This window comes from Snuella lapsa, assembly GCF_039539345.1.
GTDB lineage: Bacteria > Bacteroidota > Bacteroidia > Flavobacteriales > Flavobacteriaceae > Snuella > Snuella lapsa.
In genome coordinates this window covers 1-19,115 of sequence record NZ_BAABCY010000077.1, presented here as the reverse complement: position 1 = coordinate 19,115, position 19,115 = coordinate 1, and the positions used below count along the sequence as shown (strand labels likewise).

Annotated in this window: 12 protein-coding genes; 10 read left to right on the top strand and 2 right to left on the bottom strand. The window is 37.5% G+C overall.

Going from position 1 to position 19,115, the window contains the following annotated elements; translation table 11 throughout:
• Positions 1-4: 4 nt before the first annotated feature.
• Positions 5-250, top strand: coding sequence for a CBU_0592 family membrane protein (locus tag ABD792_RS14275; RefSeq protein ID WP_345006944.1), 246 nt, complete (start codon positions 5-7; stop codon positions 248-250).
• On the opposite strand, the gene ABD792_RS14270 is transcribed toward ABD792_RS14275, so the two are convergent.
• Entirely contained in the window at positions 224-850 is a 627-nt protein-coding gene (locus ABD792_RS14270) for a TetR family transcriptional regulator (RefSeq protein ID WP_345006943.1), read from the bottom strand. The genes ABD792_RS14275 and ABD792_RS14270 overlap by 27 nt on opposite strands.
• A gap of 200 nt (positions 851-1,050) precedes the next feature.
• Between ABD792_RS14270 and ABD792_RS14265 the strand changes: the two genes are divergently transcribed.
• The 9 genes from ABD792_RS14265 to ABD792_RS14225 all read left to right on the top strand — a co-directional run bounded on the left by ABD792_RS14265 (position 1,051) and on the right by ABD792_RS14225 (position 18,133).
• Positions 1,051-4,293 carry a SusC/RagA family TonB-linked outer membrane protein gene (locus tag ABD792_RS14265; protein ID WP_345006942.1) on the top strand — a complete coding sequence of 1,081 codons (3,243 nt, stop codon included), beginning with the start codon at positions 1,051-1,053 and terminating at the stop codon, positions 4,291-4,293.
• Between the two features lie 18 nt (positions 4,294-4,311).
• Positions 4,312-6,084 (top strand): RagB/SusD family nutrient uptake outer membrane protein, encoded by a 1,773-nt coding sequence (locus ABD792_RS14260; RefSeq protein ID WP_345006941.1) that lies wholly within the window; start codon positions 4,312-4,314, stop codon positions 6,082-6,084.
• Positions 6,085-6,208: 124 nt separating this feature from the next.
• Complete coding sequence (locus ABD792_RS14255; protein WP_345006940.1) at positions 6,209-7,039, top strand: Calx-beta domain-containing protein; 831 nt, start codon at positions 6,209-6,211, stop codon at positions 7,037-7,039.
• A gap of 133 nt (positions 7,040-7,172) precedes the next feature.
• Positions 7,173-8,261, top strand: a complete 1,089-nt coding sequence (locus ABD792_RS14250) for an endonuclease/exonuclease/phosphatase family protein (RefSeq protein WP_345006939.1) — start codon at positions 7,173-7,175, stop codon at positions 8,259-8,261.
• A 79-nt stretch (positions 8,262-8,340) separates the two neighbouring features.
• Positions 8,341-9,264, top strand: coding sequence for a metallophosphoesterase family protein (locus tag ABD792_RS14245; RefSeq protein ID WP_345006938.1), 924 nt, complete (start codon positions 8,341-8,343; stop codon positions 9,262-9,264).
• Positions 9,265-9,272: 8 nt separating this feature from the next.
• Complete coding sequence (locus tag ABD792_RS14240; protein ID WP_345006937.1) at positions 9,273-10,190, top strand: endonuclease/exonuclease/phosphatase family protein; 918 nt, start codon at positions 9,273-9,275, stop codon at positions 10,188-10,190.
• A gap of 251 nt (positions 10,191-10,441) precedes the next feature.
• Positions 10,442-13,771 carry a glycoside hydrolase family 2 TIM barrel-domain containing protein gene (locus tag ABD792_RS14235; protein ID WP_345006936.1) on the top strand — a complete coding sequence of 1,110 codons (3,330 nt, stop codon included), beginning with the start codon at positions 10,442-10,444 and terminating at the stop codon, positions 13,769-13,771.
• 149 nt (positions 13,772-13,920) lie between these two features.
• Complete coding sequence (lacZ, locus tag ABD792_RS14230; protein WP_345006935.1) at positions 13,921-17,031, top strand: beta-galactosidase, LacZ type; 3,111 nt, start codon at positions 13,921-13,923, stop codon at positions 17,029-17,031.
• Between the two features lie 40 nt (positions 17,032-17,071).
• Positions 17,072-18,133: an AMP-binding protein gene (locus ABD792_RS14225; RefSeq protein ID WP_345006934.1), complete on the top strand. Its 1,062-nt coding sequence runs from the start codon at positions 17,072-17,074 to the stop codon at positions 18,131-18,133.
• A 218-nt stretch (positions 18,134-18,351) separates the two neighbouring features.
• On the opposite strand, the gene ABD792_RS14220 is transcribed toward ABD792_RS14225, so the two are convergent.
• Positions 18,352-18,774, bottom strand: a complete 423-nt coding sequence (locus tag ABD792_RS14220) for a DoxX family protein (protein ID WP_345006932.1) — start codon at positions 18,772-18,774, stop codon at positions 18,352-18,354.
• Between the last annotated feature and the right edge of the window lie 341 nt (positions 18,775-19,115).

The following is a 19,115-nucleotide window of genomic DNA, read 5'->3' as shown; positions in this document are numbered from 1 at the left end:
GTCTATGAATTACTATGAACTTATCGGTTGGGTAGGAGCAGCTTCCTACTTGGTGTCCTATTTTTTATTAAGTGTTAACAAATTAAGGCACAACAGTATTACATATCAGTTAATGAATGTATTGGGTGGTTTGTTTTTGGTTATATGTGCTTACGATTCCAAAGACAAGCCTAATTTGTTTACCAATTTGGTATGGATGTGTATAGGAATAGTAGCTTTAATATCAATTGTCAAAAAGCGTAGACGATAAAGGTTTCTGTTTAAAGTTTAACATTTGTATAGCAGCTTGCTTGTAGCGTTCTGCTTTCTCTATATACGTTTTATCGTTAGTATCAAAAAGAGATAGATAATAATAAGCCCCTTCAACCAAAACAAAAATAAGCTCGGCCGTTTCTTTAGAGTCGGTAACATCAATGATGCCATCCATTTTGGCTTCTTCAATAACTTCTGCCAAAAATTCCCTTAGTGAATCATGAAGGTCTTTAAAAGCAGTCTTAATATTGTCATCTCTAAAAATCAGTGTATAACAACTGTAAAAAACACCATCGTCTATTAAATTGTTCCAATCTCTAGAAAATAAATTGTCTATCGTTTGGAGTAGCTTAACATTGCTGCTTTCATCATTATTATTAGTGTAAAGAGACTTGTAGTTTTCTAGAATATAATGTATCAAGCCAAATAATAGAGCGTCTTTAGATTTAAAGTAATGCAAAATTAAACTGGTGTTTATCCCCATTTCATTGGCAACTTTAGCTACCGATGTATTTTCTAAACCTTCTTGTTTAGCTACATTATAGAACGCTGCTATTATTTCTTTCTGCCTAATGCTTTTTAAACTTTTTCTACCCATACTGCAAACATAGTTAATTTTTATAAACGTATTGTCTTACGGTTTTCTAACTTTTTATCCATACCGCTGACCTGCTTAATGATTATTTAACAAAAATAACATATTAATTTTAAATTGACTGACTGTTCAATCAAAAAATATTTTTATATATTAGCAGCCATCAAATTAACCTAGTCAAACAAATAATTAAAAAAAACCGAATGAGAACATTAAACTTTTTGATTCTTGCCAGCAAGAGGACAAGAGGTTGTTTCGTAAACAAACGAAAGTTTGCCGATATTTTATTGGCAATATTATTAGTGTTTATGATAAACCCAGGCGTATTGGCGCAAGAAAGAAATTTAACCGGAACCGTTGTTGATGCAGAAACACAAGAACCGTTACCGGGTGCAACAGTATTAATTAAAGGAACATCGAAAGGAACTTCAACAGATTTTGATGGTAATTTTTCTTTAACAGCAGATTCAAACGATAAACTATTAGTAGTTTCCTATGTAGGGTATAAGACTCAGGAAGTATCGGTAGATGGTAGGTCTAGTTTTACAATTAACCTTGCTGTAGATTCTAATTCTCTGGAAGAAGTAGTCGTGGTGGGCTTTGGTACACAAAAACGTGAAAATATTTCGGGAGCTGTTGTTCCTGTAGATATGAAGAAATTGGAAGACAGGCCTACGGCCAACGTATCACAAAGCTTACAGGGAACCGTAGCGAATTTAAATGTAACATTTGCTAATGGTGCGCCTGGTGGTTCTGCAACCATTAATATTAGGGGAGCAGCTTCAATTACGGGGGGTAGCCCTTTGATAGTAATTGATGGCGTGCCATCAAGTTCTGGAGATCTAACACGGTTAAATCCAGACGACGTGGAGTCTATGTCGGTATTGAAAGATGCTTCTTCGGCAGCTATATATGGTGCACGTGCAGCCTATGGCGTGTTGTTGGTAACAACAAAAAAAGGAAAGAAGAATAAAGTAACATATTCCAATTCCTTTATTTGGGGGAAGCCAACGGTAACACCTAAACCTATTACCGATCCTTACATTTTCTCTAGATTGTTGGATATTTCAACCAGTAATACGCCTTGGAATTATGTGAGCTATGACGAGGATACTTATGCTTGGGCAAGAGCACGGTCCGATGATCCTACTGTACCTAATGTAAGATTAGATCCAAATAATCCAACGCGTTGGCAATATATGGGAGATAATAATTGGAACGATTACTTTTTTGATAAAGTATCATACTCCGAAAACCACAATGTATCAATTAGTGGAACAAAGGAGATCGTTAGCTATTACGTTTCAGCCAACCATACAAAAGAAAACGGATTGAACCGTTTGGCAACGGATGATTGGACGCGTGATGCCCTGCGTTCTAAAGTTAATGTAGAGCCATACGAGTGGATGGACTTTGAAAACAATACGTTTTTATCTTTAACAGAGCGCAGAACACCTACCTATGGTTTAACCAGTGTTTACAATTTAAGGCCTACAGATGTAGCAAAGAACCCAGATGGAACTTGGGCTAATACAGATGCCGGTAGAGCAGCAGCACGCATGATTGATGGCGGGAAGACAATTGTTGATTATACAACTGTACAAACAACAAATAAGTTAAACCTATACTTTTTAAATAAAGACTTAAAGCTAACAGGTGAGTATACCTTTAAAAAGGAATATAATAAAGATCACTGGGATGGAACCAAGTATCAAATTGGATATGGACCAAACGACGTACGTGAAAATGAGAGCTCAGATTATGCATACGAACGTATAGGAATCAATAAATACTCGGTACTTAACGTATATGCAACGTACGATAAAACTTTTAACAAGCATAAATTCAATGCGGTTGTAGGTTACAATAAAGAAGTTAACGAATGGGAGAATTTTTGGGCACAGCGTGAAGGATTAATTACTTCAGTTCCCAATATAGCATTAGCTTCTGGAGACCAAACGGTAGGTTATGGTTTTGCCGATTGGGCGGTACAAGGGATTTTTGGACGTTTAAATTATATATATGACGAACAACTTGTACTAGAATTTAATGGTAGACGAGATGGTTCTTCACGATTCCCAGAATATGGGCGCTATGGATTCTTCCCGTCAGTGTCAGCTGCTTGGATTGCCAGTAAAAACTTTAGCGAATCGTTAAAGAAAACCATAAACCATTTTAAGGTTAAAGGTTCTTGGGGGTCATTAGGAAACCAAAATGCAGGGTTATATAGGTACTACAGTCCACTAGGACAAGGCCAATCGGGTTATCTTATTGGAGGGGATTACCCTAAAGCAGTGTATGCACCAGGATTGGATATCGATCCAACCAATTATACATGGGAGCGTGTAGTAACAACCAATGTTGGGGTAGAGTTTGGCTTCTTCGATAATTTACTAAGGGCCGACTTTGCTACTTACTATAGAAATGTATATGATATTTTACAGCCAGGTGTTGAATTGCCTGCAGTTTTAGGGACAAGTGTTCCTCAGCAAAATTCAGCAGACCAGCGCACTATAGGATGGGAAGCTACTATCGATTATACAGATAGTTTTAATGTTGCAGGAAGCCCTCTGGAAATTAGTGCATCTTTGGTTTTCTCCGATAATCAAACAACCATTACGCGATACAAAAATGATAACAAAGTGTTTTCTGGATGGAGAGAAGGCCAAAAGTTAGGAGAAATTTGGGGATTAGAAAGTGATGGGTTCTTTAAGGATCAAGGAGAAATAGACAACTTAGACCAAACAGCCATTATACCTTGGGGAGCACTAACCATAGTACCGGGCTGGCCTAAGTTTGTAGATCAAGATGGAGATGGTAAGATCTTAAGAGGTAATTCGGAATTAGATCCAAAAGATTTAAAATTAATAGGTAACTCCTCACCACGTTACAACTATGGTTTCAATTTAAATATAGCATGGAAAGGCTTCGATATTAGTGGTTTCATACAAGGTGTAGGAAAAAGAGATTACTATCCAAGACACTATTTGTTCTGGGGACCATACCAACAACCATATGCCAATGTATACCCACATTTACTGAATTTTTATCGTGCGACAGACGATAGCCCAGCTTTAATGGCACAACACTCGCAATCATATATCGATGCTGGTTTGGCAAATGCAAATACCACAAATGTAGAGTACCCAGTTTTACAAAGTTGGTTAGCAGATAGGAATTATGGTTCAGGTTTGGCAATTCCTAATACGAAGTACTTATTGAGTGCCGCCTATTTAAGGCTTAAAAATGTAACCATAGGGTATTCTGTGCCAGATAAATTGTTAGATAAATTACACATTTCAAAATTAAGGTTCTTTGTTACGGGAGAGAATATTTTTGAGTGGTCGGATATTAAAAACTTTATTGATCCAGAAGCTACAGGAGCAGAAGGTTATGCCTATCCGTTTCAACGTAAACTTTCCATGGGCTTAAATGTTACATTTTAATAGAAAAGATTGAAAATTATGAAAAAAATATATGTACTAATACTAATCGTCACGCTAACATTTGTTGGTTGTAGTGATGATTTTTTGGAAACGCCTCCTCAAACACAGATTGTAAAGGAAAACTACTTTACTTCAGAGGAGCATTTACAACTGTATCTAAATGGCCTACATTCATTATCTGGATATGGCTTGTTTTTGAGTGATCAGGGCACAGATGATATGGCAACCACAGGTGCTGTCGAGATAAAGAATATGATGGTAGGTATACCAACAGCCGAAAATATAGGAGGCGGTTGGAGCTGGTCGTACCTTAGAAACATTAATTTCTTTTTAGAGAATTTTGATAAAGCAGACATTAATGAAGATGATAAAAAACATTATGAAGGGGTAGCCAAATATTACAGGGCGCAATTTTACTTTAGTAAGGTAAAGCGCTTTTCAGATGTACCTTGGTATGGAAAAACCTTATCAACTACAGATGAGGATCTTTACAAGCCAAGAGATTCACGTACCCTTGTTGTAGATAGTATCATCAGCGATATTCAATTTGCATCTAAGCATATTAGAGAAGATGTAGCCCTTGGAAACATACACAAATGGGCAGCAGTTATGTTGCAAGCCAGAATAGCTCTATACGAGGGGACTTATAGAAAATACCATCCAGAATTAAGCTTAGAAGGGACAGCGAACCGTTTCTTGCAGATAGCAAGAGATGCTGCCAAAGAATTAATGGATTCAGGAGAGTTTTCTATACACAATACAGGTAACCCTGAAACAGATTACTATACTTTATTTAGTTCAGAAGATTTAACAGCAATACAAGAAGCGATATTGATTAATGTATACGATACAGAAAAAAATCGATTTAGTGGAAATGGAACCGTCTTTGGTAATTATGAGCAAAGTCCATCAAAATCTTTGATCAATAGTTACTTGATGAACGATGGAACACGTTTTACAGAGCAACTAGGAGCTAATGCAATGACCTTTGTAGAAGAGTTTCAAGATAGGGATCCAAGGTTATCTCAAACTTTTGTCTATCCGGGTTGGATACAAGCAGGAAGCTCAAATCCTTATATCTCTGAATTTAACAGAAACTTTACTGGATACCATCAAATTAAGGGGTACAATAATACAACAGAAGGAGCTGGTGTAGATGTAGCTGTTTATCGTTATGCAGAGGCACTGTTAACCTATGCAGAAGCAAAAGCAGAATTAGGAGAGTTAGCGCAAGGTGATTTGGATGCATCTATTAACCTTTTAAGAGCAAGGGTTGGCCTACCTGATTTAGATATGGTTGCAGCAAATAGTGATGTAGATCCGGTTATGGCTACAAGATTTCCAAATGTATCTGGAACCAATCAAGGGGTCATTTTTGAGATAAGACGCGAAAGACGTGTAGAATATGCAGCCGAAGGTGTTAGGTTCGACGATATGATGCGTTGGGCAGCAGGAAAGGAATTTGAGATTTTGCCAGTAGGTATGTATTTCCCTGGACTGGGTAAATACGATATGACAGGCGATGGTATAGATGATATAGCTATTATTGCAAGTGGCGAAGATATCCCTTCCCCTAAAGAGCAAAACTCACTTGGAGTAGATTTAATATACTATAAAGCAGGACCTTTTGGTGATGCAGGAGCTTCTATTTACTTGTCTAATGGAACTTCAGGAAATATGGTAACCGAAGATGCCGTTAGAACGTTTGTAGAGCCTAAATATTATTATAGGCCCATTCCACAACAACAAGTTGATTTAAATCCTAACCTTACTCAAATCATGGGGTGGTAAGCTATTGCTAACCAATTTAAAAGTATATAATGAAATGAGCCAAAATACTTAAGTTGATACCACCAATTAAAAGGTTTAATGGCGAATTACATCTGACCGATGAAAAACAATTAAATTTAAACAGATGAAAACATTAAAATATTTATTTATTCTAGTAACAGCCCTATCGTTTGTAGGGTGTGAAGAGACACCTACCCTTTATGATTTTGAAAGGTATAAGTTTGTGTCTTTCATTAATGAAGACGATTCGGCTTTAGAAAATGAAGGGGTACATGACATCTTTTTAAGATACGATGGCAGTACATTGGAAGAAGACTTTACGGTAACTTTAGCTGTATCAGGAACCGCTCAAGAAGGGACTGATTATAAAGTCGATTCCAAAACGGTTGTATTTAAAGCAGGAGAAGTCAGATCTGAACCGTTAACTATTGAGATTATTGATAATTTATTGGATGGGTCTGAAGACCTAACTTTGGAAATAACTATAGAAAGTGTAAGCAATCCAAATATCGACATAGGCGTTGGAATTGTAAACCAATCCAACAAGGCAATGGTATTTACAATTGTTGATGATGAATGTCCAGAAGACATTGACATTTTTGGAACCGAATTGGTTAATGATAACGGCAATACACTTACTGGAAGTATAAATGGCAATGTGCTGTCCCTTACTGGAAATATAGCCAATTATGGATCATTCCCAAATGCTAATTTAGAGCTTACTTTAACACCTGTTGCAGCAGGAGCCAAGATTGGAAGTGTGACTTTTGATGATTTTGATGCTGGTCTTGCAGGAGATGGTTATATGTACCAATTTCGATTGGCCGAAGAAGGTACATACGAAGTTTGTACAGGCAAAATAAATGTTAAATTTTGGGTATATTACCTTTCAGGAAAAACAACAGGCGATTGGGTATATTGGTATACTGTAGATACAGAAATCACAATACCCTAAGTTAAATAATGACAATATAAAATTGGTTTGAATCAATTTTTAGTTTTTTGAATTATTAGTATTAAGGGAGGCATATGCCTCCCTTATTTTACTATTTTTTTGTAAATAAGTGTTCAATAATAAAAATTAACGAATGAAAAGTATAAAAATAGGATTTCTGTTAGTTGTTACCCTAATAGTTACAGTGTTTAACTGCGAGAAAACTAAAAAGGAACCTGTCGAAGAAATAGAAAAAGAAGAAGATCTTGCGAAAACTTTTGATGGAACTTTAAAAGTATTGGCCTTAAACATGTGGCATGAAGGGACAGCAGTAGATGGTGGTTTTGATGCCATTGCCGAAGTATTGCTTCAGACAGAAGCAGATATTGTAATGCTATGCGAAACCAATAATTATAACGAAACCATTTTTAGTAATAGAATAAAAGATAAAATGAAGACAATGGGGGTAGATTATTATACATTTCACTCTGCAAAGTCATCAACAGTTTTATCCAAATACCCAATCGTTTCGATGCCATCAATAGAGACAACCTCCCTAACAAAGTGTATTGTTAAGCTAGATGAAACTACACAACTGGCGGTTTACGGTGCCCATTTGGATTACACACATTATGCTTGTTATTTGCCAAGAGGCTACGATGGTATTACTTGGAAAAAATTGCCAGAACCGATTTTGGATATAGACCAGATTTTAGAACAAAATAAGGCGTCCAAACGCGATGAAGCCATCAATGTTTTTGTAACCGATGCAGTAAAAGAACAAGAAAAAGGGAATCTGGTCTTCCTGGCGGGCGATTTTAATGAGCCTTCACATTTAGATTGGACAGAAGCAACAAAAGATTTGTTTGATCACAATGGAACCGTAGTGCCTTGGCATAATAGTGTTACCTTGCAACAGAATGGTTATTTGGATGCCTATCGCCAAAAGTATCCCAATCCTGTTACCCATCCAGGATTTACCTGGGCAGCTTATAATACCAATGTAGAATTGTCAAAATTAACATGGACGCCTGAAGCAGACGATAGAGACCGTATTGATTTTGTATACTATAATGAAGACGAACGTTTAACTTTGGAAGATGTTATTATTGTAGGACCATCGGGATGCATTGTAAGAGGCCAAGGAGAAGAAGATACTTCTTTATCAGATAAATTTTTATTACCAAAAGGCAAATGGCCAACAGACCATAAAGGTGTTTTGGCTACATTTAAAATAAAATAAACAATACAATCAAGATTAAATACAGAATGGTAATAATTTGAATTCAGAATCAGAGATTGTCTCAATTATTAAGTTTACAATGAAAAAAGAACATAGCGAAAATAGGAGATCAGCTTTAAAAAAAATAGGAGTTTCATTGGGCGCAATGGCCATGTCTCCAATAGTATTATCCCAAGAAAACACAAGTAACAAAAACCGTAAAAGGCTTTTAAAAATTGCACATATAACAGACATACATATAAGACCAGAACTAGATGCTCCAAACAGGTTTAGACAATGTATGCGTGAAATTAAAAAGCATAAAGTTGACTTTTTTTTAAATGGAGGCGATACCATATTTGCTGCCGATTATGGTGACATTACCAGAGAACGCGTATTGGAACAATGGGAGATTTGGAACGACCTAAAAAGCGAATTTAAAGGATATGAAATACATAGCTGTTTGGGAAATCATGATATGTGGTGGGCAGCACCAGATAAGAGTGATGCCATGTATGGCAAAGACTATGTTGTAAAGAACTTGAACATACCTAACAGATACTATAGTTTTAAGAAAGAAGGCTGGTATTTTTTGGTACTGGACAGTAATAATAAAAATGCAGGATCATTAGATGAAGAACAACGTGTCTGGCTGGAAAACGAACTACTCAATATGCCAAAAGGAGCACGTGTTTTAGTAATGACGCATTACCCTATTCTAGGTGTAAGCACTATTCCGTATGGCGGTAATCATACAGATAGTAAGTATATTACCAAATTGTTTCATAAGCACAAGGACAAAAATATCCATTGCATTAGTGGCCATATGCATTTATTGGACAAAGCTATTTACAATAATGTTAACTATTATTGCAACGGCTCCATGAGTGGCTTTTGGTGGGGCGATGGGGACGAAGAATCCGCTGGTAAATGTTGGTACCATGAAACACCTCCGGGATATAGTATTATTGAGTTGTTTGATGACGGAACCTTGAGTAATATATATTATCCACATTCCTATTAGATCTTAAAATGATACGTATTTGCTCTCTTTTTGTTTTACTATTGTTGGTCAACTGTAAAGAAACTCCCGGGCCTTCAACATTTAAGGTAATGGCATGGAATATATTACATGGTGCCAACGACATTCCAAATGGAAGAGAACATGCCATAGCAATCATAAAAGAAGTCAATCCCGATGTGATCCTGATGGTCGAAACCTACGGATCTGGTAAGCAGATAGCCGATACCTTAGGCTATAATTTCCACTTAATAGCTCCCGAAGGCACCGCACTAGACGATAAGCGTATCAATCTATCAATCATGTCCAAATACCCGTTTGGAAAGCGCATAGATACCAAATACCCATTTTATTTAGGAGGTAGAGAGGTTGTTTTCAATAATCAAACAATTCGTTTTTTCTCTAATTGGTTTCATTACTTACCTTGGAGTGACGCTCCAGAAACTTTAGGAATGACTTCCGAAGAGCTGCTCGCTTGGGAACAAACAGGTAGCAAATACGAAATGATACAAAAAGTATTACCCTATCTAAAGAAGTATGCTTCTCAGGCAGATAGTATTCCCATGATTTTTGGTGGTGATCTTAATACACCATCCCATTTAGATTGGGGCGAAAATGCCAAAAGTCTGCATAACGATTTAATAGTGCCCTGGTATGCGACCAAAGTATTAGAAGATATGGGCTTGGTGGATACCTATAGAACGCTCAATCCAGACCCCATATCACATCCCGGCATTACTTGGGATACCAAAGGTAAAAAGGACGAGCATAGAATTGATTACATTTATTACAAAAGCCCTAAGTTAAAAGCTGTGCAGTCGCAATCCTATAAAGCATTTTTAGGAGACACTTTAAGAATCAATACCAACAAAATACCATACCCGTCCGATCACGGCTTTGTTGTAACCACATTTCAGCTTACAAAATAGAGTAGGTTTTGTCAAATTCATAATAATAGTCTCAATTCTTTTTAGAATATTTAAACTCGCTTAAAGGGTATAATAAAACCCATTCCATAATTTCATTCTCGCCGTAAAATTCATTAATTTCGAAACGCAAAATTTGTTCGAGCACACGTTCTTTTTAGAACACATGTTTCGCCTACTTATTGCATCCTAAGGCCAGTTCTAATTTGATGTTGGAAATGGTCAAGTTAAATTAATTAAATTATCATAAAGACATGAATTTTACGAGAGCAGTTGCTATTGGTATTGGAATTGTAAGCTTTTCGACCTATAGTCAGGAAAGAGACCCGATTACAGATTATAAATACTACATTGAAAATGAGCAGGTCATTAGCGAAAACAAACTAGATGCCCATGCATCATTTTCATCATTTTATTCAGAAAATGATGCTATTAACAATACAAATGCTTTAAAAAAGTCTTTAGATGGAGAATGGTCTTTTAATTGGGTAAGAAACCCTAAGGACAGACCAACCACCTTTATGGATCCAAGTGAGGATGTTTCCAATTGGGAAACCATTAAAGTGCCAGCCAACTGGGAAGTTGAAGGTTTTGGTATTCCTATTTATGTTAACCACCAATACGAATTTGCCGATTATAAAGCTATGGTTGCAGACGACATGGAATTGGTGGATAGAGTATATCCCAAAACCCCAGGAGACGTACCAGATGAATATAACCCGGTAGGTTCCTACCGACGAGATTTTACCATAGACGAAAGTTGGGATGGTAAAGAGCTGTTCTTACACATAGGAGCCATGAAATCTGGAGGGTTTGTTTGGGTTAATGGAAAATATATCGGATATTCCCAAGGCAGTAAATTGCCATCAGAATTCAATATTACCAAGGCAGCCAAACCAGGAAAGAATACAGTTGCCATTCAAATATTCAGGTGGACCGATGGTTCCTATTTAGAATGTCAGGATTTTTGGAGAATTAGCGGTATAGAACGTAGTGTGTTTGTTTATGCCCAACCAAAATTACACATCCAAGACTTTGAAGTTGTGTCAACCTTAGATGGCGCTTATAAAAATGGAGAGTTAGATCTTTCAGTTGTTATTGAAAATAAGCTTTCAAAAGACCAAAAAGGAAGCCTTTCCTATAAAGTTTTGGATGCAAATTCAAAAGAAGTATTATCTGGAAAACAAGCCTTAACAATTCAGAAGGACAATAAGCAAACCTTTTCTTTTAAAGGTGCTATAAACGCGGTAAAACAATGGAGTGCCGAACACCCCAACCTATATACCTTAGTGTTGGAAATACATGATAAAAAAGGCAATGCGGTAGAAGCCACTTCCATTAAAATAGGATTCCGATCAGTAGAAATTAAACAAGGCTTACTTTTGGTAAACGGTCAGCGTATAACCTTAAAAGGTGTTAATACCCAGGAAAATGATCCAGAAACTGGACATATCATGTCCGAGGAGATGATTATGAAGGATATCCGTTTATGGAAAGAAAATAATATCAATGCCGTACGCTTAAGTCATTACCCTAGAGGAAGACGCTTTTATGAACTTTGTGATGAACACGGCATGTATGTAGTGGACGAAGCCAATATAGAGTCACATGGTATGTATTACGGTAAATACTCCTTAGCTAAAAATCCAAAATGGGAAAACGCCCATGTAGATAGAATGGTACGTATGGTGCAACGTGACAAGAACCACCCTTCCGTAATTATATGGTCCATGGGTAACGAAGCAGGAAATGGCGTAAATTTCTTTAAAGGCTACGACGCTATTAAGGCTAACGATAAAACCAAAAGACCAGTTCAGTACGAACGCCCATATAAGGATTACGATGGCAGTCTATACGATATGGATACCAATACCGATATTATTGTGCCCCAATACCCTTCCCCAAGACGCTTCGAAGAAATAGGAAAGTCTAAAACAGACAGACCATTTATCCCAAGTGAATATGCACATGCCATGGGAAATAGTACCGGAAACTTTCAAGACTATTGGGATGTTATAGAACAATACGATAATTTACAAGGCGGTTTCATTTGGGATTGGGTAGATCAGTCTATATGGAAAACCAATGAAAAAGGCGAACGTTATTATGCATACGGAGGCGATTATGGCACCAACATGCCTACAGACAATTCATTTTTAAACAACGGTATCGTGTTCCCAGACCGTACACCACAACCCGGTTTATATGAGGTCAAAAAAGCACATGAATTTATTAACTTTAAGGACAAAGGGCTTAACAGACATAATGAATTGCGTGTGTTATTAGAAAACCTATATGATTTTACCAATTTAAAGGCGTTTAAATTCGTTGCCAACGTAAAAGCCGATGGCAAAGTGCTAAAAACAACAACCTTCGAAGATTTGGATATCGACACCCATACAGGTAAATTGATTCGTGTGCCCTTAAATGGTATCGATTTTAAAGCAAATACAGAGTATTTTGTAGAAATATCAGCACTTACCAAATCCGATTGGGGATTATTGCCTGAAGGCTTTGAAGTCGCCCACGAACAAATAGACTTGGGCAGAAAATACAAAGAAGAAATAGCAGAGAACACAACCACATCAAACTTAAAAATAAAAGAAACAAGCAATACCATTACCGTTACTGGTGATGCTTTAAAACTGGTATTTGATAAAGATGCTGGACGTTTAACATCCTATGCGTTTAAAGGAACCGAATTGCTTAAAGACGGAAAAGGACCAAAACCTAATTTTTGGCGTGCAGTAACAGATAACGATTTTGGAAATAAAATGCATTTAAAAAACATTGAATGGAAAAAAGCATCATTGTTTTCTAAAGTATCAAACACAGCACTTAAAACCTTAGATAATGGCGATGTTGTTTTAAACGTTATCTATACATTACCAGGAGTAGATACAAGCTTTAATTCGGTATATACAATCAAAAGCAGTGGCGTGGTGTTTATAGAAAACACTTTAAACGAAACCAGTTATTCTGCCGATATTCCACGTGTAGGTATGCGTATGCAACTACCAAAACAGTATGATAATATGACCTATTTTGGAAGAGGCCCCTGGGAAAACTATCAAGACAGGAAAGCAGCGGCTTTTATTGATCTATACCAGTCGAAAGTAGCCGATCAATATGTGCCATACATTCGTCCACAAGAGAACGGTTATAAAACCGATGTGCGTTGGGTAGCCCTATCAAATAAAAACAATAGTGGTTTGTTGGTGGTTGCAAAAAATCCTAAAAAGGGACTTGGCATTAGTGCATTACATATGCCAAACGAAGATTTTGACACCACTCAAGGTATCGATTATGGTGGTAACCAAAAGATTGATGAAGCCTATCAAATTGATGGTATTCCAGAAGTAAACTCAAGCAAGCATACAATTGATATTAAAGAACAGGATTTAGTACAGCTGAATATAGACCTAGAGCAACGCGGAGTGGGCGGAGACGACAGTTGGTATGCTAAGCCTCAAGAACAATATATGATAAAAGGCGATACAAAGCACCAATACAGTTTTTATTTGGTTCCTTTTGAAAACAGTACAGCAGAAGATTTTATTAAGCTAAGCAAACAATATAAATAAGTTTTATCAAAAAGAATTCCCCGAGGCTATGTCTCGGGGATACTTCGTTTTAGGAAGCTTGTTATTGATCTATAAAAGTTACCATTAAAAATACAAACCTAGTTGCAACAGTTTATTAAATATAAATTTAAACACATAAATTTTAAGAGATGAAGCAGATTATAAAGCATATGGCCCTAACATTGGTTTTGGGAGCCAACTGTTTGTACGCACAAACCTTAGATCCCGTCATTGAGAATCCAGATGTAATCGAAAAAAACAAGTTACCAGCTCGAGCCTCTTTCTTTGCCTTCGATTCGGAAGCATTAGCAGTAGAGAATGACATAACAAAGTCTGAAAACTATTTGCTTTTAAATGGCGTATGGAAGTTTAACTGGTCAAAAAATCCAGATTTACGACCCCAGGACTTTTACAAGAAAGGCTACGATACAAGTGGGTGGGACGATATTAAAGTGCCTGCCAATTGGGAAGTGGAAGGCTTCGGAATTCCTATTTACACAAATACGGAGTACCCTTTTAACCCAACCAATCCCAATCCCCCCGATATTCCCGACGGATACAACCCCGTAGGATCCTATAAAAGAAGTTTTAACCTACCAGCCAACTGGGAAGATAAAGAATTGTTCATTCATCTCGGAGCCGTTAAATCAGCCTTCTATATCTGGATAAACGGTAAAAAGGTGGGCTATAGCCAAGGCTCTAAGCTACCTGCCGAGTTTAATATAACCGACTTTGTACGCACAGGAAAAAATACCATTGCCCTTGAAGTTTACAGATGGAGCGATGGCAGCTACTTAGAATGTCAAGATTTTTGGAGAATATCAGGAATAGAAAGAGATGTATATCTATACGCTGGACCTAAAGTATTTGTTTCAGATTTTGCAGTAAAAGCTGGTCTTTCAGGTGATTACAAAGATGGTGTATTCGATTTAAATGTAGATCTGGCCGGAGTACTTTCCAAGAAAGAAAAAGGTGTCCTTACAGTTCAGTTAAGTACAGACGATGAAACGATTTATGAAAACACCAAATCATTTCAAGTAAGTGCTTCAGAGGGAGCATCATTAGAGTTTAGTACAGTTATTCCGAATGTTAAAACTTGGTCGGCCGAAATACCGAATCTATACAATTTGAGTATTGTCTTAAAAGATAAAAAAGACCTTGTAAAAGAAGTTATCAAAAGAAAAATAGGCTTCCGTACATCCGAAGTTAAGAATTCGCAATTATTAATCAATGGGAAGCCCGTACTGTTAAAAGGCGTAAACAGGCATGAACACGATCCCGTGCGCGGTCATGTCGTTTCCAAAGAAGATATGCTAAAAGACATTCAGTTGTTCAAGCAATTTAACATCAATGCAGTACGTACCTGTCACTATCCAAATGATCCGTATTGGTACGAGTTGTGCGATCAGTACGGTATCTATGTTATAGACGAGGCGAATATCGAGTCGCATGGTATGGGCTATAACCTAACCAAAACATTGGCCAACAATCCAAAATGGCTTAAAGCACATATGAGTCGTACAGAACGTATGATAAAGCGCGACCGCAACCATCCATCCATTATCATCTGGTCTTTAGGAAACGAAGCAGGTAATGGCTATAATTTCTATAATACCTATCTATTAGCAAAAGAAATGGACGATACAAGACCCGTACAATACGAACGTGCAGGTTTAGAGTGGAATTCCGATTTATATGTCCCTATGTATGCAGGGCCAGAAGCAGTAAAGCGATATGCCGAAAGTAATGAATGGGACAAGCCGTTAATACAATGTGAATATGCTCACGCTATGGGGAATAGTATGGGAGGATTTAAGGAGTATTGGGATCTCTATGAAAAATACGATAAGTTACAAGGAGGCTTTATCTGGGATTTTGTAGATCAAGGACTAAAAACCGTAAAGAACGGTAAAGAAATTTATGCCTACGGTGGCGATTTCGGACCCGAAGACGTACCAAGTTCCAATAACTTTTTAAACAACGGATTAGTACAACCCGACAGAAAGCCAAATCCGCATATTTATGAAGTTAAGCACATCCACCAAGAAGTAAAGTTTTATGCCAATGACCTTAAAAAAGGAATCATAGATGTTAAGAACTGGTATTTCTTTAGAAACCTAAGTAATTATAAATTGCAGTGGGAATTGATTGCTAACGGCGATGTTACTGAAAGCGGTACAATTAACGATTTAAATGTATTGCCACAACAAACGCAAACCCTTACCATACCGTTTAAAACCCAGTTAGAACCAGGTAAAGAATACTTCTTAAATGTAAAGGCCCTTTTAAAGATGGCCGAACCCTTATTAGAAGCAAACCATGAAGTTGGCTATGAGCAATTCCAACTAACAGAAGGAGAGGTAAATGCACCCGGTAAAGCAAGCTCGCCAGTAACCTTCATTTCCCAAAATGATAGCATAACAGTATCTGGAACTGACTTTGAAATCCGTTTCGATTCTAAAAACGGCAAATTAACCTCCTATAGCTATCAAATGGATACCTTAATAACCAATGGGCCAGAAGTAAACTTCTGGCGAGCGCCGGTAGATAACGATTATGGAGCCCGAACCCAAAAACGCTATGCAGAGTGGAAGGAAGCCGGAAAAGGAGAGACCCTTACCCACCATGTAGAACGATTATCAGATAGCGAAGTATCCGTAGCCTTTATTAAGGAAATATTTGGAGGAGACGCCACTTACACACAAACCTTTCTTATCGACGGTAACGGTGTTATGCAAGTAACCAACGATTTTAATGCAATAAAAGGAGAACACACCAATTTGTTTAAATTTGGAAATGAAATGGTGCTACCAGAAGATTATAAAAACATTAGTTGGTATGGTAAAGGCCCTTTCGAAGCCTATTCAGACAGACAACATGCAGCTAAAGTTGGGGTGTATAATGGTACGATAGCCGATCAGTACTTCCCTTATATCCGTCCGCAAGAAACCGGAAATAAACTAGATGTACGTTGGGCGACACTAACCAAAGAGAGTGGAGTAGGGCTAAAAGTATATGGCCCTAAGCCATTACAAGTAGCAGCATTAAACTTTAGCAAGGAAGATCTTGACTCTGGTCCAGATAAAACCCAAATGCATGCCGGAGACCTTACTGCAAGAAAAGAAGTATACCTTAACGTAGATGGCTTTCAGCAAGGATTAGGAAGCATCAACAGTTGGGGCGCTTTACCTTTAGAAGCTTATAGATTACCATACAAATCCTATAATTATAGCTATTGGATTCTTCCAATTAAAAAGTAATACCATAGATAACCGTCGAGACGAAAACCCTAATAATAAAATGATGTATACATACAAACACATACACCAAGGTTTTCGTCTTGACGGTAAACATTACAACCTAAATTCCCTAAAAGATTTAGCAGCCGATTATAGCAAGACTAAATCAGATTATTTAAGAGAACTAGGTGCATTTTTGTTGGATTGGACAGACAACAACGATTATCTGGAGGTCAAAACATCAGGCTCTACAGGTGTGCCTAAACCTATCCGTCTTAGTAAAGAAGCCATGCGCAGTTCAGCTATGGCTACAGGTTATTTTTTTAATTTAAAACCCGGACAAAAAGCTTTACACTGTCTGCCAACCGGATTTATTGCAGGTAAAATGATGTTGGTACGCGCTCTCATGCTCGGTCTGGAAATAGATGTGGTACAACCAGAAGCGAATCCATTAGCCTCAGTTAATGCCGATTACGACTTTTGTGCCATGACACCCTTTCAAGTAGCAGCTTCATTAGATAACCTGGATACAATCAAAACATTAATCATTGGCGGCGCACCAGTAGGAACAACATTGGTAAAGGCACTAAAAGAAAAGAAGGTACAAGCATTTGAAACCTACGGGATGACAGAGACCATAACGCATATTGCAGCCAAACCTGTTAACGGTCCATTGGCCGATAGTTGTTTTAAAGTGCTGCCAAACGTAAGTATCACACAAGATAGTAGAGGGTGCCTAGTCATTAATGCGCCGCGACTTTCAAAGGCACCTGTCATCACCAACGACATTGTAAAAATACATACACCAACCGCGTTCGAATGGTTGGGGCGTTACGACAATGTCATCAACTCGGGAGGCATAAAGCTGTTCCCTGAACAAATAGAAGCCAAGCTTCAGGATAAGATCAAGCAGCGGTTTTTTATAGCATCAGAACCCGATGAAAATCTGGGAGCACGTGTTATTTTGGTTGTTGAAGGCACCAAGCCTGTCAATATCCCTCAACTTTTTTCAGGCTTAAACAAGTATGAAACCCCAAAGCATCTATATACCGTTCCAAAATTCGCCGAAACCCCTTCAGGTAAGGTACAACGCAGTAAAACACTGGAATTATTGCTAAATTAGCCACGCGTTAAAGCAAATCCTGTTTAAGATTAAACATGTTACATCGCATGTTTTCGACCTAAGATGAAAAATATATCGAGAAGTCGTCTGCGAATAGTTCTCGATACAAATTTGTTCGCTCCTCACAAACTCACTCGAACCCACCATCAGTTTGCTAATCGAACAGCGGTCGTTTATATATGTTTTTCTGTTTTTAAAACCCGATTCCGGTCAATTCGTTACTGCTGCATCTTAAAATAATAATCCAGCGAATGCTTACCCGATCCGTATAAAAGGAAAAATCCACATATAAGAGTAGTAGCAATAGCCAATATAAGATTGTTAGTATCCATGTCACCAACAAAATTAATAGCTATAGCACCAATTAAAATAGGTACTTGGGCAATAATGGCCCAACGGGTCAATAGACCAAATACTATTAATAAACCACCTATAAAATGTGCAGGAGCCACATAATGAATAGCTAGCATGCCGCCTGCCCAGCTTTCAATAGGCTTAAATAACATGACCAACATTTCACTATCCGCCATAAAATTGATGCCCTTAATAAATAAGAACACACCTAAAGCGATGCGTAACAGATCCAGTGGGATATAAGTATGCAGGTTTGCCCACTTGTTTAGAGATTTTATTGTGTCCATAACTTAAATACTATTGATTACCAAAACATTAAGTTACAAAATAAAATTGACTTTTTTAAGTGGTTTTTGAAATAGAGCTTTGTAATGTTTATTTTGGCGAACAAAGATAATGCAGTCCAAACTTAAGAAAAGAGACTTCCTAAGTATACCAGTATGCTACAAAAGTTAATATCATTTTCGAACCGCCGTATACGCGACCCGTACGTACGGTGGTGTGAGAGGCGCACCGTGGGCTTATCGCTCACGGCCGTCTACTCGATTGTAGAGCATTTTTATTGGTTTCAAATTAGGGTCTAAAACCCTGCAATTTCATTGCAGCACTTTAGTTATATTAAAAATTA

Coding starts and splice junctions, on each gene's coding strand:
- ABD792_RS14220 (WP_345006932.1), bottom strand. CDS start 18,774: ATGGACACAATAAAATCTCTAAACAAGTGGGCAAACCTGCATACTTAT.
- ABD792_RS14260 (WP_345006941.1), top strand. CDS start 4,312: ATGAAAAAAATATATGTACTAATACTAATCGTCACGCTAACATTTGTT.
- lacZ (WP_345006935.1), top strand. CDS start 13,921: ATGAAGCAGATTATAAAGCATATGGCCCTAACATTGGTTTTGGGAGCC.
- ABD792_RS14255 (WP_345006940.1), top strand. CDS start 6,209: ATGAAAACATTAAAATATTTATTTATTCTAGTAACAGCCCTATCGTTT.
- ABD792_RS14245 (WP_345006938.1), top strand. CDS start 8,341: ATGAAAAAAGAACATAGCGAAAATAGGAGATCAGCTTTAAAAAAAATA.
- ABD792_RS14240 (WP_345006937.1), top strand. CDS start 9,273: ATGATACGTATTTGCTCTCTTTTTGTTTTACTATTGTTGGTCAACTGT.
- ABD792_RS14265 (WP_345006942.1), top strand. CDS start 1,051: ATGAGAACATTAAACTTTTTGATTCTTGCCAGCAAGAGGACAAGAGGT.
- ABD792_RS14270 (WP_345006943.1), bottom strand. CDS start 850: ATGGGTAGAAAAAGTTTAAAAAGCATTAGGCAGAAAGAAATAATAGCA.
- ABD792_RS14225 (WP_345006934.1), top strand. CDS start 17,072: ATGATGTATACATACAAACACATACACCAAGGTTTTCGTCTTGACGGT.
- ABD792_RS14235 (WP_345006936.1), top strand. CDS start 10,442: ATGAATTTTACGAGAGCAGTTGCTATTGGTATTGGAATTGTAAGCTTT.
- ABD792_RS14275 (WP_345006944.1), top strand. CDS start 5: ATGAATTACTATGAACTTATCGGTTGGGTAGGAGCAGCTTCCTACTTG.
- ABD792_RS14250 (WP_345006939.1), top strand. CDS start 7,173: ATGAAAAGTATAAAAATAGGATTTCTGTTAGTTGTTACCCTAATAGTT.